We start from the raw sequence: 14,510 nt of genomic DNA, 5'->3' as shown, positions 1-14,510 counted from the left end.
GTTATAAGCGGCCATTATGACGAAGGAATGACAGTTGTGCTTATCGATGCGACCTGTAGTCGCATTCGTCGTTTATGTAGGATTTGTTCACTTCGTGACACATCTCGATACTTTCATGAATGTTCGCGAAGGCGTAGGCTGCGCGTTCATTTCGCCAGCATCCCCAGACCATGCTTCAACAATTTCTGCATGACTTCGGCTACTTTGCGCTCTTCCTGGGCACCTTTTTCGAAGGCGAGACCATTCTGGTCCTCGCAGGCTTCCTGGCGTTCCGTGGCTACATGGATATCAACCTGGTGGTCGTCGTTGCCTTTTTCGGCAGCTACGCCGGTGACCAGCTTTGGTACTACATGGGCCGCAAACACGGTCGCAAGCTGCTGGCGCGCAAACCGCGCTGGCAATTGATGGGCGACAAGGCCCTGGAACATATCCGCAAACATCCGGATATCTGGGTGCTGAGTTTCCGCTTCGTCTACGGGTTGCGCACGGTAATGCCCGTGGCGATTGGCCTTTCCGGCTACCCGCCATTGCGCTACCTGATCCTCAACGGTATTGGCGCCGCTGTGTGGGCGGTGGCCCTGGGCGCTGCGGCGTACCACTTCGGCGCAGTGCTGGAAGGCATGCTGGGGAGCATCAAGAAGTACGAGCTGTGGGTATTGGGCGCATTGCTGGTACTGGGCTTCGGCCTGTGGCTGCGTCGTCGGATCAAAAACGCCCGCATCGCCCGCGAGGCCTGTGCCGAGGCCAAGGCCCGGCTGGCAGCCGAGCCGGTTCCTGTCGCCCCCCCTAAGACACCAGTCGAGTAACCTGGCTTCTGCAGCAGTAGAGGCCAATCACGCTGAGCAGGCTGTAGCTCACCAAGCCCAGCCAGCCCAGATGGCTGGCCGGCCATAGCCCGACCAGCGGCGCCAGCCATACCAGCGGCACATTCAACACCAGCCGCAAGAGTTCGGCCTTCAGCGCCCACGGGCGATTCTCCAGGGCCACGCCCAAGGTAAACAGCCCCAGCGCCATGGCACTCCAGCCCAGTATCAACGCGGCCGTGGGCAACCCCTCGCCGAAATTCATCAAATAACTGCCAAACCCGACATACGCGGCAAATTGCAGGGCGATATAGACCTGCTGTCGCGTATCCAACGGCACTTCGAATTTGCGGAACTGGCTCAGGTCATGCTTGGCCATTGGATACTTAGCCTTTACATCCGCCGGGCGCCAGCCGGTGCGCATGAACCAGATGCGCAGCTTGTCCCACCAGCGCTCGGTGCGCCGCGCATCGTTCCACAGCTGTGCATAAAACTGCAGGTTGGCCCAGAGCGGGTTCCAACTGGCCAGGGGCGTGGTGACGCCAAAGATCACCGGCTCGTTATCGTCCTCTTCCTGGAACGAGCCGAACAGCCGGTCCCAAATAATGAACACGCCGCCGTAATTGCGATCCATGTAGAGCGCGTTCTGTGCATGGTGGGCGCGGTGATTGGAGGGTGTCACGAAGAACCACTCGAACCAGCCGAGCTTGGGCACATGCCGGGTGTGCACCCAGAATTGGTACAGCAGGTTGAGCGACGCCACACTGATAAACACCACCAGCGGCACGCCGAGCACGGCCAGGGGCAGATAGAAGATCCAGCTCAACAGAAAGCCGGTGCTGGTCTGACGCAGTGCGGTGGTGAGGTTGTAGTCCTCGCTTTGATGGTGCACCGAGTGCGCGGCCCACAGGATATTGCGCTCATGCCCCATGCGATGGAGCCAGTAGTAACAGAAGTCGTAGAACACGAAGGCGAACACCCAGGTCCACACGCTGTGGGCCGACAGTTCGATCAACGCCAGGTGCTTGAGAGCGAAGGCGTACGTCAACAGCCCCACGCCTTTGGTCAAAAGCCCCGTGGTGGTCGATAACACGCCGGTGCTGAGACTGTTGATGGCGTCCGCCACCCGATAGTTGCGTGCGCCACGCCAGCGGTCGGCGAGCAGCTCGATCACGATCAAGGCGATGAAAAACGGTACCGCGTAAGGCACGAAGTCCATGGGCTAGTCCGATGTATTTTTGTTACATCAAGGTTAGGTGTAGCGGCAGGAGATCCCATTGGCAACAGGTGACAAATTAGTAGACATTTAACGCCACGAAATAGGGAGAAGTACTCATGAGCAAAAAGATTGCAGTGATCCTTTCGGGCTGTGGCGTATACGACGGCGCAGAGATCCACGAAAGCGTGATCACCCTGCTGCGCCTCGATCAGCGTGGCGCCCAGGTTCAATGCTTTGCCCCGGATGTCGCGCAATTGCATGTGATCAACCACCTCACCGGCGCGGAAATGCCCGAGTCGCGCAATGTGCTGGTGGAGTCGGCGCGCATCGCCCGTGGTGAAGTGAAGGACATTCGCGAAGCGAGCGTCGACGACTTTGACGCGCTGATCGTGCCCGGCGGATTTGGCGCGGCAAAAAACCTGTCGAACTTTGCGGTGGAAGGAGCCGGTTGCAGCGTCAACCCACAACTGCTGGCATTGGCGGAAGCTTTTGCAGAGGCCGGCAAACCCGTGGGGCTGATCTGCATCGCCCCTGCCCTGGCCGCAAAAATCTACGGCCCTGGCGTAACCTGCACCATCGGCAACTGTCCCGACACCGCAGCGGCCCTGGACAAGATGGGCGCCACCCACCAGGAATGCGCGGTGGAAGATATCGTTGAGGACAAGGCCCGCAAGCTGGTGAGCACGCCGGCCTATATGCTTGGCAAACGCATCAGCGAGGTCGCTTCAGGCATCAACAAGCTCGTGGATCGAGTGTTGGAACTGACCCACGAGAACGAACACCCCTTGTAGTGAGCGGGCTTGCCCCGCGCTGGGCGGCATAGCCGCCCTAATCCAGCCATCGCGGTGACTCAGCTAAAACGCGGTGGCTGGGTTTGGGGCGGCTTCGCCCCCCAGCGCGGGGCAAGCCCGCTCACTACAAGGTGACGGCTCGGCGCTTTTCGGCCAGGCGACTACGGCCATACAGCACCATAATCGCCAGAATCGCCACCGCCTGTGCACTCAGCGAATACGCATCGGCATGAATGCCCAGCCAGTCGAAGTCAAAAAACGCCACCGGCCGGGTGCCGAAGATGCCGGCTTCCTGCAAAGCCTTCACACCGTGCCCGGCGAATACCACCGACAGTGCGCACAACAGCGCCGCGTTGATGCCGAAAAACAGCGCCAATGGTAGTTTCGCCGAGCCGCGCAAGATCACCCAGGCCAGGCCCACCAGCAGCACCAGCGCCGTGGCGCCACCGGCCAATACAGCGTTGTGCCCGGCCGGGCCGGCTTGCAGCCACAGGGTTTCGTAGAACAGGATCACTTCGAACAGCTCGCGATAGACCGAGAAGAACGCCAGCACGGCAAACCCAAACCGCCCACCGCCGCCCACCAGGCTGCTCTTGATGTAATCCTGCCAGGCTGCCGCGTGGCGGCGGTCATGCATCCACACGCCCAGCCACAACACCATCACACTGGCGAACAATGCGGTGCAGCCCTCAAGCAATTCGCGCTGGGCGCCGCTCACGTCAATCACATACGCCGCCAATGCCCAAGTGCCCAGCCCGGCCAACAGCGCCAGGCCCCAACCTACGTTGACACTGCGCACTGCCGATTGCTGGCCGGTGTTACGCAGGAAGGCGAGGATCGCCGCCAGTACCAGGATCGCCTCCAGACCTTCGCGCAGCAGGATCAGCAAGCCCGAGATGTAACTCAGAGACCAGCTCAGGCCATCACCGCCCAACAGGCCGGCAGACTCGGTAAGTTTGCCCTTGGCCACATCCAGGCGCTGCTGCACCTGCTCGATCGGCAAACCATCCTGCAGAGACTGTCGATAGGCCATCAACGCCTTCTCGGTGTCCTTGCGTACGTTGGCGTCGACGTTATCCAGGGAGCTTTCCACCAGCTCGAAGCCTTCCAGGTAAGCCGCTACCGACAGGTCATACGCCTGCTCGTGGTCACCGTTGCGGAACGCGATGAGGCTCTTGTCCAGGGTGGCGGCGGTGTAGTCGAGCAACTGCGCAGGGCCACGCTTGACCTGCGGCGGTTGCGCGCGCTGGGCACGGAAGGTGGCGGCGACCGTCGGGCCGTCTGCTGCCAGCACTTCATTGGGGGTCTGGCGAGCGAGGTCGGCAAGGTTGAACGCTTGCTCGCTTTTGGCGGCAGCCGGGTCGGCGGTGAAACCCGCGATGTAGGTGGCCAGGTCCCAGCGTTGACGGTCGTCCAATTGGTCGGCAAAGGACGGCATGTCAGTGCCCTCAACGCCCAGGCCGAGGGTGTTGTAGATCGCGTAGAGGCTCAGGCGGTCCAGGCGCGTGGCATCGCGCAGATTGGCGGGTGGCGGGGCCATGCCGGTGCTGGCCGGGCCGTCACCGGCGCCGGCAGTGCCGTGGCACACCGAGCAATGCTGGGCATAGAGCGGTGCGCCGCGAGTCGGGTCGGGAGTGATGGCCGGTGCCTGGCTGACTTCATAAGCCACCGCCAGTTTGGCCCCTAATTGACGGGCTTGATGGGCAACAGCCACACCGTCTTCATGCGCGGTAACCGCCGCCAGCAATTCATCGACGCCTTTGACCAGCTCTGCGCGCTCAGGCCGTTCCGGCAACTGCGCGACCAAACCTTGCAGTACCCCCAGGAACTCCACCTGTTCCTGGTATTCTGACTCGTCAACCACCTTGCCGGCCTCCACCGTCGGCGGGTAGTCAGCGCCAATATAGTCCAGCAAATGCAGGGCTTGTGGGGCGCCCTCGGCTGTCGCAGCCAGCAGATTGAAGCTGCACGACATCAGTGCCGGCAACAGCAGGCAGGCGAGAAAACGAAAGGGGGCAATCATGAATGAATCTCAAAGCTAAACACGAAGTAACACATTGTTGTGCTTTAGAGGGTTTGACTCAAGGCGTAAGTGAATTGGTGTGTGCAGGCTAGGGCTTTTTGAAGCCAGATGGGAGGGAATTGCTCCCTCTCACCTTTCTAATGAATTTCGTCAGTTACGCGGTTGCGCGATGCAGGCTGGCCAGGAAACCCGCCGCCCCCACGAATAACCCGGCAAACGTACGATTCATGCGTTTTTGCTGCTTCGGCGTACGCAACAGGCGCAGGACTTTCGAGGCCAACCCCGTGTAGCCCGCCATCACGATCATGTCGACACTGATCATCGTCGCGCCCAGGATCAGGTACTGGATCAGCAACGGCGCCTGCGGGTTCACGAACTGTGGCAGCACCGCCAGCATGAACACCAGCGCCTTGGGGTTGCTGGCGTTGACCAGGAACCCACGGAACATCATCGCCACCGGCTTGCCGATCGGGCGCCCCGCCGCATCATCGGTCATGTCCATGGGCAAGGCGCGCCATTGCTTGATCGCCAGGTACACCAGGTACGCCACACCAAACCATTTGATGGCGTAGAACGCCGTGGAAGACGCCGCCAGAATCGCGCCGAGGCCACCCGCGACCACGGCGATCTGCATTGCCAGGCCAATCTGCAGGCCCAGGGCGTTCCAGTAGCCGCGCAAAAAGCCATATTGCAGGCCACTGGACATCGAGGCGATGGCACCTGCGCCAGGCGAAAGGGAGATGATCCAACTGGCCAGGAAAAAGGCCAGCCATGTATCGAGAGCCATTATCCACCTCGTTGCAAATTCGTCGTAAGCGCTAAGCTAACTCCGACCACCGAAGCCTGGCTATCAATTTTTATGCAGGTGTGTTCCAGCGTCGCACCGAGCGCTGGAAGAACAAGCTGTTGGGCACCTGCACCGTTGCGCAGTGAGTACCGGCTTCCTCCAACTCGACCAGCGTGGTGTAGAGCAGGTTGATCGCCACGACACGCCCCTTCACGCCTGGCTTGTCGAGGGTGTCTATCAGTTCGACGATGTCACCCAGACGGAAGGGCCCGACGGTAAAAATCAAAATCGCGCACAACAGGTTGGACAGCACCGACCACATGGCAAAAAACGCCACGGCAGCGACCGCGACAAAACCCGACAGCGCCGTCCAGAGCACCGTGGCGGAGACACCCAGGCGCTCCAACACGAAGATCAGCGCACTGCCCATGATCAGCCAGCGCAAACCACCGCGCAGGGGCATCAGCAGTTGCGGAGGGAATGGGTAGCGCTCACCCAGGCGGGTGAGCCCTTTGGCTACAAAGCGTTGCGCAAGGTAGCCGGCCAACAGGATCAGCAGGATTTGCACGCCAATCCACACCGGCTCGACCCACTGCGCCGGTAACGGCAATTGCAGCGCCTCCATCAGGACAGCGCCTCCAACTCCGCTTGCAAGGTTTCCAGCAGTTCGAGAGCCTCCATCCAGGCTTCCTCCAACTGCCCTTCACGCACCTTGAGCTTGGCCTGTTCGGCCAGCAGGTCGCGCAGTTCGTCCTTGCGTGCGGCTTCGTACACGGCGCTGTCGCCCAGGCTGGCCTCGATCTTGGCCAGACGCTCGTGCACCTTGCCCAGTTCAGCTTCCAGCTTGTCGGCTTCACGCTTGTGCGGCGCCAACTGTTGGCGCAGCGCGGCGGCAGCCTGGCGCTGGGCCTTCTTATCAGTCTTGTCCGGGTTGACCGGCGTGTTGCTGACCGGTGCGTTGCGCAGGCGGTAGTCCGTCAGCCAGCGTGCGTAGTCATCCAGGTCGCCGTCGAACTCTTCAACCTTGCCGTCAGCCACCAGCAGGAAGTTGTCGGTCGTGCTCTTGAGCAAGTGGCGGTCGTGAGACACCACCAATACCGCGCCGCTGAACTCCTGCAGGGCCATGGTCAGTGCCAGGCGCATTTCGAGGTCCAGGTGGTTGGTGGGTTCGTCGAGCAGCAACAGGTTGGGCCGATCCCAGGCAATCAACGCCAGGGCCAGGCGGGCTTTTTCGCCGCCGGAGAAGTTCAGCACCGGCTCGTCGATGCGCGCACCGCGGAAGTCGAAACCACCCAGGAAGTCGCGCAAGGTCTGCTCGCGCTCGGTTGGCGCCAGGCGTTGCAGGTGCAGCAAAGGGCTGGCCTTGGCGTCGAGCGAATCCAGTTGATGCTGGGCGAAGTAACCCACCACGGTGTTCTCGCCACGGGTCAAACGACCCGCCAAAGGCGACAGCTCCCCGGACAGGTTCTTGATCAGCGTCGACTTGCCCGCACCGTTGGGGCCGAGCAAACCAATGCGCGCACCGGGCGTGAGCTGCAGCTTGACCTTCTCCAGAATGGTTTTGTCGCCATAACCCAGGCGGGCATCCGAGAGGTCCAGCAGCGGGCTCGAGATCTTGGCCGACTCGCGGAACACAAAATCGAACGGCGAATCGACGTGGGCCGCCGACAGCTCTTCCATGCGCTCCAGGGCTTTGATTCGGCTCTGGGCCTGACGAGCCTTGGTGGCCTGGGCCTTGAACCTTGCGATATAGCTTTCCATGTGCGCACGCTGCGCCTGCTGCTTCTCGTAGGCCTGTTGCTGCTGGGCCAGACGCTCGGCACGCGCACGCTCGAACGCGGTGTAGCCGCCACGATAGAGGGTGATTTTCTTCTGCTCGACATGGGCGATGTTATCGACCACGGCGTCGAGGAAATCCCGATCGTGGGAAATCAGCAACAAGGTGCCCTGATAGCTCTTGAGGAAGTCTTCCAGCCACAGAATCGCATCGAGGTCCAAGTGGTTGGTCGGCTCATCGAGCAGCAACAGATCCGAGGGGCACATCAGCGCCTGGGCCAGGTTCAGGCGCATGCGCCAGCCACCGGAGAAGTCGGCGACCGGACGGTCCATCTGTTCGTTGGTAAAACCGAGGCCGGCGAGCATCTTGCGGGCGCGGGCGTCGGCGGTGTAGCCGTCGGCGCTGTCGAGTTCCGAGTGCAGGCGGGCCTGGGCGGCGCCGTCCTGGGCTTTCTCGGCCTCGGCCAGGTCGTTTTGCACCTGGCGCAGACGCAGGTCGCCATCGAGCACGTAGTCGATCGCGATGCGGTCCAGCGTGTCGATCTCCTGGCGCATATGGGCGATGCGCCAGTCGGCCGGCAGCAGGCAGTCCCCGGAATCCGGGGTCAGCTCACCCAGCAACAAGGCGAACAACGTGGATTTTCCGGCGCCGTTGGCGCCGATCAGGCCGGCTTTGTGACCGGCGTGCAGGGTCAGCTCGGCGTCTTCGAGAAGACGTTGCGGGCCACGCTGTAATGTTAGGCTTTGAAGTCGGATCATAATGGCGGCGGAGTCTACCAGCTTCGTTGGCCGCTGGCTTGGGTGTGAATATGTGTGCTGACCTGTGGAGCTTTGCCCTCTCGACTTACGCCCGCCCGGGCGTCGAGGCCGCTTGCCTGCGCCTGCAGGAGCGGGGAGCGAATGTGTGCCTGTTGCTCTGCGGAGCATGGCTGGAACAGCGCGGCGTGGCAGTGCGCACCGAACGAATTCAGGCCCTGAAACTGATCGCCGAACCTTGGCAGACGCAGGTGGTTGAGCCGTTGCGGCAGGTGCGTGTGCAATGGCGTGCGTTATCGCAGCAGGATGAGTCGTTGGCGTCGTTACGCGAGCGGGTCAAAGCCCTGGAGCTGGAGGCGGAACACGAGTTGCTGGCGCGACTGGAAGCTGTGTCACAAGAGTGGCCGACAGAGGCGCAGGCAAATCACCAGCCGTGGCTGGAAAGACTGGCGGCTGAGGCTGCCGCCAACCTTGACCACGACGCGCAGCGCCTGCGCGCCGTGATCACCAACACTTAGGAAGCGCTGGTTGGAGTGGTGCTGGGTGCTGCCGGTGCAGGGGTGCTGCTGGCCGGAGCAGATGGTGCGGTAGACGCTACCGGAGCAGCGGCAGGTGCTGCTGGCTTGGCCGGGGCTGGTTTAGCGGCAGCAGGTTTGGCTACTGGCTTGGCCGCTGGTTTTGCAACAGCAGGTTTGGCAGCTGGCTTGGCGGCTGGTTTTGCAGCAGCGGTTTTGGCAGCTGGCTTGGCGGCTGGTTTTGCAGCGGTGGTTTTAGCAGCTGGCTTGGCGGCTGGTTTCGCAGCAGCGGTTTTAGCAGCTGGCTTGGCGGCTGGTTTTGCAGCAGCGGTTTTGGCAGCTGGCTTGGCGGCTGGTTTTGCAGCAGCAGTTTTGGCAGCTGGCTTGGCGGCTGGTTTTGCAGCAGCGGTTTTAGCAGCTGGCTTGGCGGCTGGTTTCGCAGCAGTGGTTTTAGCAGCTGGCTTGGCGGCTGGTTTCGCAGCAGCGGTTTTAGCAGCAGGCTTGGCGGCTGGTTTTGCAGCAGCAGTTTTGGCAGCTGGCTTGGCGGCTGGTTTTGCAGCAGCAGTTTTGGCAACTGGCTTGGCGGCTGGTTTTGCAGCAGCAGTTTTGGCAACTGGCTTGGCGGCTGGTTTTGCAGCAGCGGTTTTGGCAACTGGCTTGGCGGCTGGTTTCGCAGCAGCGGTTTTAGCAACTGGCTTGGCTACCGCTTTTGCAGGGGTACGAGAGCCCAGTACTTTAGCGACGGCTTCCTTCACACGCCCCACGCCCTGTGCCAACTTCAGGCTTTCCTGAGCATCTTTTTTGAGTTGGGAAATGTAGGTACGGGTTTCAGCTTGGCGATCCTTGAGGGCGTCGAGCAAGTCCTCAAGTTCTTTGACAGCCTCTTTAGCTTTGGCTTGAGCCTTGGCCTTGCCGGCAGTAGCGGCGTCTTGCAGTTTGGTGCGGGATTTGTGCAGTTTTTCTTGCGCTTTACCGCGTTGTTTTTCCAGTTTGGCGAGCAGCTTTTCTGCATCGGCCAAGGCTTGGGAACACGCGCTTTCAAGATGTTCGAGCAGGCTGCCCGAAAGTTGTTGGAGCAAGTGCAACGGGGTATTTACAGGCTTCTGTTTGGCCGACATGGTTTACCTCCTGGCTGACGTGGGTGCGGCTCATACTAGCCCTCTGCTCTTACCGCCGCTAGGGCATGTTGACAGTATCATTTGCCTCGCGTTGCAACGTGAGAAAATTCTTATCGATATAACGAAAAACCACGGCACTTTTTACCGACTCACACTGGCATAATCCGTCGCACTTTCGCCGGGAGAATGCCCATGTCGCGTTACCTTTTTCTAGTGCTTGGCTTGGGGATTTGCGTGGCCAACGCGAACGAGCAATCCGCCTCCAAAACCACCGCGCCCGACCCGCACGACCTCGCATACAGCCTGGGTGCGAGCCTCGGCGAACGACTGCGCCAGGAAGTCCCGGACCTGCAGATCCAGGCGCTCGTCGACGGCCTCAAGCAGGCTTATCAAGGCAAGCCGCTGGCGCTGGATAACACGCGTATCGAACAGATCCTCGCCCAGCATGAGGCACAGAGCGAATCCGACGCCCAAGCTCCGCAGAGCGAAAAAGCCCTCGCCGCCGAACAGCAATTCCTGGCCCAGGAAAAATCAGTCAAGGGCGTGCGCGAATTGGCGGATGGCATCCTGCTCACCGAGTTGATGCCAGGCACGGGCAACAAGCCGTCAGCGACTGATGAGGTGCAGGTGAAATATGTAGGGCGGTTGCCCGACGGGACGGTTTTCGATCAGAGCACGCAACCGCAGTGGTTCCGCCTGGACAGCGTGATCAGCGGCTGGCGTTCAGCGTTACAACAGATGTCGGTAGGCGCGAAATGGCGTCTGGTCATTCCATCTGCACAGGCCTATGGCGCAGACGGCGCGGGCGAGTTGATACCGCCGTATACACCGTTGGTATTCGAGATCGAACTGCTCGGTACGCGCCACTGACCCAATAAAAAACGGTGCGTCATGCGCACCGTTTTTTGTACGGTTATCAAGGGTCAAGCCTGAGTAACAGGTTCTTCCTTGTGAGCGTTGTGCAACACTTCGATCAAGCAGTCTTCCAGCTCGAAACGCTCATGCAACAGCGCGCCCAGTTCTTTGAATTTTTCCGCAACACATTGTCCTGCATCGCACAGGTCAGTGAACGCCAGCAGTTTCTCAGTGATGGCATCGATCCGCGGGTAGATTGTCTCGGCCAGTTTCAGCCCACGCTGATCGTCAAAGGCTTGCGCCTCCTCGGTCAGTTGCTCGTAGACACCAAAATGGCCGGCAGACACATAGTCCACCAACACACCACAGAAGTCCTGCAACGGTTCGCGGTTCTCAGCCAGAGCTTCGGGCTTGGCACCGAGAGCATCAAAGGCCCGAACCAGTTCGTGACGTGCCTTCAGCCAGCTATCGATCAGCTTGTGCACCCCACCCCAGCGTTCCTGAGCATTCTGACAACTTTCCAGCATGATGATCTCTCTTCCCTATAGGGGCGCTGCTGCCTTGTGCCCGCGCAACACTCAAGGATAAAGCAGCAGCCGGACAAGGCCGCGTCCGATAAACAGATTTGATAACGCGTGCGGGCCAGATTATGCCCGCATGACTATGGCTTCAAGGTACGCAGGAGAGAAAGTTCATACAAGTGTTTAATCCCATCCTACAACTTGAACCTCATATTCATGGCAGTGCAATGCGCAAACGTTGGCTGAACAACAGCCGCGAAAACTGCATGATTCCCAAAATAAGCATCGCTAAAAAGAACAACAGACTCCATTCGGGCAGGCTCAGGTCGAACAGCGTCCAGTTGATCTCGACGCAGTCGACGGTGCCGTTGAAGACCGACCGTACCGCCTGCCAAAAGGAAAGGTTTTCAATCATGTACTGGAGGCTCGGCCAACAATCTTGAATCTGGTCCGATGCCGCGTTCTGCAGTAATACCTGACGCACTGCGGTGATGGCGCCGAAGCATGCGCACGCCATGCTCGCCAGCCCGTACAGGTAGAGGCCCGGCCGCGCTGGATTATGAAGGGCCGCGATCAGGTTGATCAGCGCATAGGCAGCGAGAAACAGCCGCTGTACCTGGCACAGGAAGCAAGGCTGTAACAGCGCGCCGTATTCCAGGTAGAAAGACGCACCCAACGTCAGCCCACCAACCATGAACGCCAGGAAAAACATAGAGCGTAAGGGGGCCAAAGACATTGTTTATCCGTACCACGAAAGATAGGTCGCTACGGTAGAGGAAAGGCCCGACCCCTTTCAATACGCGCTAGAGCAGACAATTCCGCGAAACCGTAGAGACATCCCGCCAGAATCGGGAGGAAACTCCGCAATTGCACGTAGGAATTGAAGAGCAGGACATTTACAACAAAGGTTTGTGCAAAGTTCAGGGCTGGCTGTCAGATAGCTCCGCACCAACCCTTCCCCCTTTTCGACCTCAAACCCGCGCGGGCACGGGTAATGGAGCGGCCAACAGACGGTTGTCGAGCAACCCCAGGCCCTCCTGGAACAGCTGGTTGCTGCGCTCGGTATCACCCAATTGGGCCAGCAGGCGGGCCAGCTCGGCGCAAGCCTCTGGGTTGCGCTGTACCTGCAGGCTGCTCTCCAGGTAATCCCGCGCTTTGCCCCACAAACTATTTTGCAGGCATAGGCGACCCAACGTCAGAAGCAGGCTGGCGTCACCCGAATGATCCTTGAGCCAGCTTTCGGCAAACTTGAGCTGACGGGCCGGGTCGCTGCCACGCAACAACCCATAAAGCCGCATGAGATGACTGTCGTAGCCGCGCTTGATCGCACCTCGCAGCACTTCTTCGGCCTTGGCATCAGCGCCCAGTCGACGCAGTTGGTCGGCGTAAGCCAACACCAGTTGCGGCTCCTGGCGCTGGGCGGAAGTCAGTTGCTCCCAGGCCCGTTCAAGCGACTGCAAGCCGGCTTCGCCATGCTCCTCACGCTGGGCCGCCACGCCCAGGTTTTCACCCCAGGCGCGACGCTCCAATTCAGCCAGCTCGCTGGCAGGAAGCACCTTGTCCTTGCGCAGCTCCGGTAACAAGCGAATGACCGACGCCCAATCACCTCGCTGCTGATGCAGGCGCTGCAACTGGCGCAATACCTGAGCGTTATGCGGGTGGCGCTCGTGCATGGCCTGCAGAGTGACCAGGGCGCCGTCGGTATCGCCACGGTCCATCTGCAATTGCGCATGGCTCAAGGCAATGGCCAGTTCCGCCTGGGGCTGGCGCTCCAAAGCGCGTTCCAACAAACCGTCGGACTCTTCGTAACGCCCCTGCTCATTGGCCGCACGTGCTGCGCCAAGGTAATACAGCAAGGGTTGGCGCTCCGCCTCGGCGGCGCGATGCAGATGGCGCTCGGCGCTGGCCCAGCGGCCCTCGGCAAGGTCCATCTGGCCCTGCTCGATCGCAATCTGTACCCGACGACTGCGATTGCGCCGCGACCATGGGTTGACCACCCCCCCGGAGGTGGTGATCAGGCTCAATAAAACGCGGGCCAGGTAGATCGCCAGGCCAATGGCACACACCGCCACCAACGTGGCCCACAAGCTCGACTCGTAATGCAGCACATGGGGATAGGTAATCAGCACGTAGCCGGTGTGTTTCGAAATGCCCACTGCCAATGCCAGAGCGATTGCAATCGCCAGCACCAGGACCACATAGAAACGTTTCATCGGCTCTACTCCTGGGTCGCCGGCGTGCCCGCCGATGCTTTGGCTTCATCGGCAGACAGGTGACGACGCTCAAGATACGCCTGCACCGCCGCGAGACTTGCCGCCAGGTCCGGCGTCACCACCGAAACTGCCTTGGGCTCCAGTTCAGCGATACGCGCCAGCATCGCTTTGCTCTGCGGGTTGTCCTGGTTGAAGTTGTCCTGCAGCACGCTGCGCGCCTCAGCCAGAGAGCGGCTGTACACCGCCGCCTCACCGTTGAGCGCCGCCCATTGGGCTTGCTCCAGAGCCAGGCTCAGGGCCAGGCGTACCTGGTTCAAGCCCTGGCCGGCGAGCAGTGGGCGAATATTATCGTCGGGGTTGAAGTCGATGCGGAAGTAGCGGGAAATCTGCTCCCACCATTCGCTCAAGCGGTTGTCTGTATCGGTGGTCGGACGCCCTTGGGAGGCAGGCTCGGTGAGCTGGTATTCAGGTGCGACAGCCGCCAGTTGCACAATCTGGTCACGCAGCGCGGCCAATTGCAGGTACAGCCCGGTGCGGTCCGGCTGCTCGGTGCTACGCAGCGCGGCAAGGCTCTTGGCCAACTGCTCGCGGGCGGCGAAGGAGCCGGGATCGCTCTGTTCGCGAATAATTTCGTCGGCGCCCTGGACCAGCGACTGAGCGCTGTTGATGTCTTGCAGGGCGGACAAACGCAAACTGGCCAGACGGATCAGGTGCTCGGCCTCGGCCAGACGCCAATCCTTGCGGCTGGCGCCCAGCACCGTTTCCAGACGCTGGCTCAAACGTTGCTGGTCGCCCTGCAACTGGGCCACCAAGCGGCGGCGCTCCTCCAGCTCGTCAGCACTGGGCAACTGCGCCAGCCGCGCCGTCAGCTGTTGCTGGCTCTGCTTGAAGGATTGGGATTGGTCGTCGAGGCTTTGCACTTGGCTCAACTGCTGCTGGTTACTGGCCTGCAGGCTGCGCACCTGCCAGATTCCCCAGCCGCCGGCGGCAACACCCGCGGCGCCCAGCAGCAGGGCGAGGATCGCCAGGCCATTGCCACGGCGTGGTTCGGTGACCGGTGCAACCGGCGCATCGAGCGCGGGCTGAGCTTCATCTTTAGGCAAGGCTGTTTCGCTCACGTATCCGTCCTTTGC

The 14,510-nt window shown here is 60.8% G+C and carries 14 protein-coding genes; 4 read left to right on the top strand and 10 right to left on the bottom strand.

The features are described 5' to 3' along the window. Window positions 1-170 precede the first annotated feature (170 nt). Window positions 171-806, top strand: coding sequence for a DedA family protein (locus JBE38_RS11775; protein ID WP_090368034.1), 636 nt, complete (start codon window positions 171-173; stop codon window positions 804-806). Here JBE38_RS11775 and JBE38_RS11770 read toward each other — a convergent pair. Further along, complete coding sequence (locus JBE38_RS11770) at window positions 787-2,022, bottom strand: sterol desaturase family protein (RefSeq protein ID WP_060753594.1); 1,236 nt, start codon at window positions 2,020-2,022, stop codon at window positions 787-789. The genes JBE38_RS11775 and JBE38_RS11770 overlap by 20 nt on opposite strands. 116 nt (window positions 2,023-2,138) lie before the next feature. On the opposite strand from JBE38_RS11770, the gene elbB reads away from it, so the two are divergent. After that, window positions 2,139-2,813 (top strand): isoprenoid biosynthesis glyoxalase ElbB, encoded by a 675-nt coding sequence (gene elbB / locus JBE38_RS11765; RefSeq protein WP_060753595.1) that lies wholly within the window; start codon window positions 2,139-2,141, stop codon window positions 2,811-2,813. Window positions 2,814-2,937: 124 nt separating this feature from the next. Here elbB and JBE38_RS11760 read toward each other — a convergent pair whose 3' ends face one another. From JBE38_RS11760 to JBE38_RS11745, 4 genes are all read right to left on the bottom strand, one after another. Further along, a complete protein-coding gene (locus JBE38_RS11760; protein ID WP_104994995.1) occupies window positions 2,938-4,836 on the bottom strand; it encodes an FTR1 family protein in 1,899 nt (632 codons plus the stop codon). Between the two features lie 154 nt (window positions 4,837-4,990). Further along, window positions 4,991-5,623 carry a LysE family transporter gene (locus JBE38_RS11755; protein ID WP_060753597.1) on the bottom strand — a complete coding sequence of 211 codons (633 nt, stop codon included), beginning with the start codon at window positions 5,621-5,623 and terminating at the stop codon, window positions 4,991-4,993. Window positions 5,624-5,693: 70 nt separating this feature from the next. After that, entirely contained in the window at window positions 5,694-6,248 is a 555-nt protein-coding gene (locus JBE38_RS11750) for a mechanosensitive ion channel family protein (RefSeq protein WP_090368030.1), read from the bottom strand. Next, window positions 6,248-8,158 (bottom strand): ATP-binding cassette domain-containing protein, encoded by a 1,911-nt coding sequence (locus JBE38_RS11745; protein WP_104994997.1) that lies wholly within the window; start codon window positions 8,156-8,158, stop codon window positions 6,248-6,250. The genes JBE38_RS11750 and JBE38_RS11745 overlap by 1 nt, the downstream gene beginning before the upstream one ends. Window positions 8,159-8,208: 50 nt before the next feature. On the opposite strand from JBE38_RS11745, the gene JBE38_RS11740 reads away from it, so the two are divergent. Continuing rightward, the gene (locus tag JBE38_RS11740) at window positions 8,209-8,673 is read left to right on the top strand and encodes a TIGR02444 family protein (RefSeq protein ID WP_205344348.1); all 465 of its coding nucleotides are present in this window, start codon (window positions 8,209-8,211) and stop codon (window positions 8,671-8,673) included. Here the strand turns inward: JBE38_RS11740 and JBE38_RS11735 are convergent. After that, a complete protein-coding gene (locus tag JBE38_RS11735) occupies window positions 8,670-9,788 on the bottom strand; it encodes an AlgP family protein (protein WP_205344347.1) in 1,119 nt (372 codons plus the stop codon). The genes JBE38_RS11740 and JBE38_RS11735 overlap by 4 nt on opposite strands. Window positions 9,789-9,980: 192 nt before the next feature. Here JBE38_RS11735 and JBE38_RS11730 point away from each other — a divergent pair, with 192 nt between their 5' ends. Further along, complete coding sequence (locus JBE38_RS11730; protein WP_126870977.1) at window positions 9,981-10,658, top strand: FKBP-type peptidyl-prolyl cis-trans isomerase; 678 nt, start codon at window positions 9,981-9,983, stop codon at window positions 10,656-10,658. Between the two features lie 53 nt (window positions 10,659-10,711). Here the strand turns inward: JBE38_RS11730 and rsd are convergent, their stop codons facing one another. The 4 genes from rsd to JBE38_RS11710 all read right to left on the bottom strand — a co-directional run bounded on the left by rsd (window position 10,712) and on the right by JBE38_RS11710 (window position 14,495). Then, on the bottom strand, window positions 10,712-11,170 hold the full coding sequence (gene rsd, locus JBE38_RS11725; RefSeq protein WP_205344346.1) for a sigma D regulator: 459 nt from the start codon (window positions 11,168-11,170) through the stop codon (window positions 10,712-10,714). Between the two features lie 208 nt (window positions 11,171-11,378). Continuing rightward, window positions 11,379-11,900 carry a disulfide bond formation protein B gene (locus JBE38_RS11720; protein ID WP_060753604.1) on the bottom strand — a complete coding sequence of 174 codons (522 nt, stop codon included), beginning with the start codon at window positions 11,898-11,900 and terminating at the stop codon, window positions 11,379-11,381. Between the two features lie 235 nt (window positions 11,901-12,135). Further along, the gene (locus JBE38_RS11715) at window positions 12,136-13,377 is read right to left on the bottom strand and encodes a heme biosynthesis protein HemY (RefSeq protein WP_090368018.1); all 1,242 of its coding nucleotides are present in this window, start codon (window positions 13,375-13,377) and stop codon (window positions 12,136-12,138) included. A gap of 5 nt (window positions 13,378-13,382) precedes the next feature. Then, the gene (locus tag JBE38_RS11710) at window positions 13,383-14,495 is read right to left on the bottom strand and encodes a uroporphyrinogen-III C-methyltransferase (protein WP_090368016.1); all 1,113 of its coding nucleotides are present in this window, start codon (window positions 14,493-14,495) and stop codon (window positions 13,383-13,385) included. Window positions 14,496-14,510: the final 15 nt, after the last annotated feature.

The sequence above is a fragment of the Pseudomonas sp. ICBG1301 genome (assembly GCF_016918385.1).
Taxonomy (GTDB): Bacteria; Pseudomonadota; Gammaproteobacteria; order Pseudomonadales; family Pseudomonadaceae; genus Aquipseudomonas; species Aquipseudomonas palleroniana.
The sequence above is the reverse complement of the archived record's forward strand: the minus strand, read 5'-3'. Positions and strand labels throughout refer to the sequence as shown.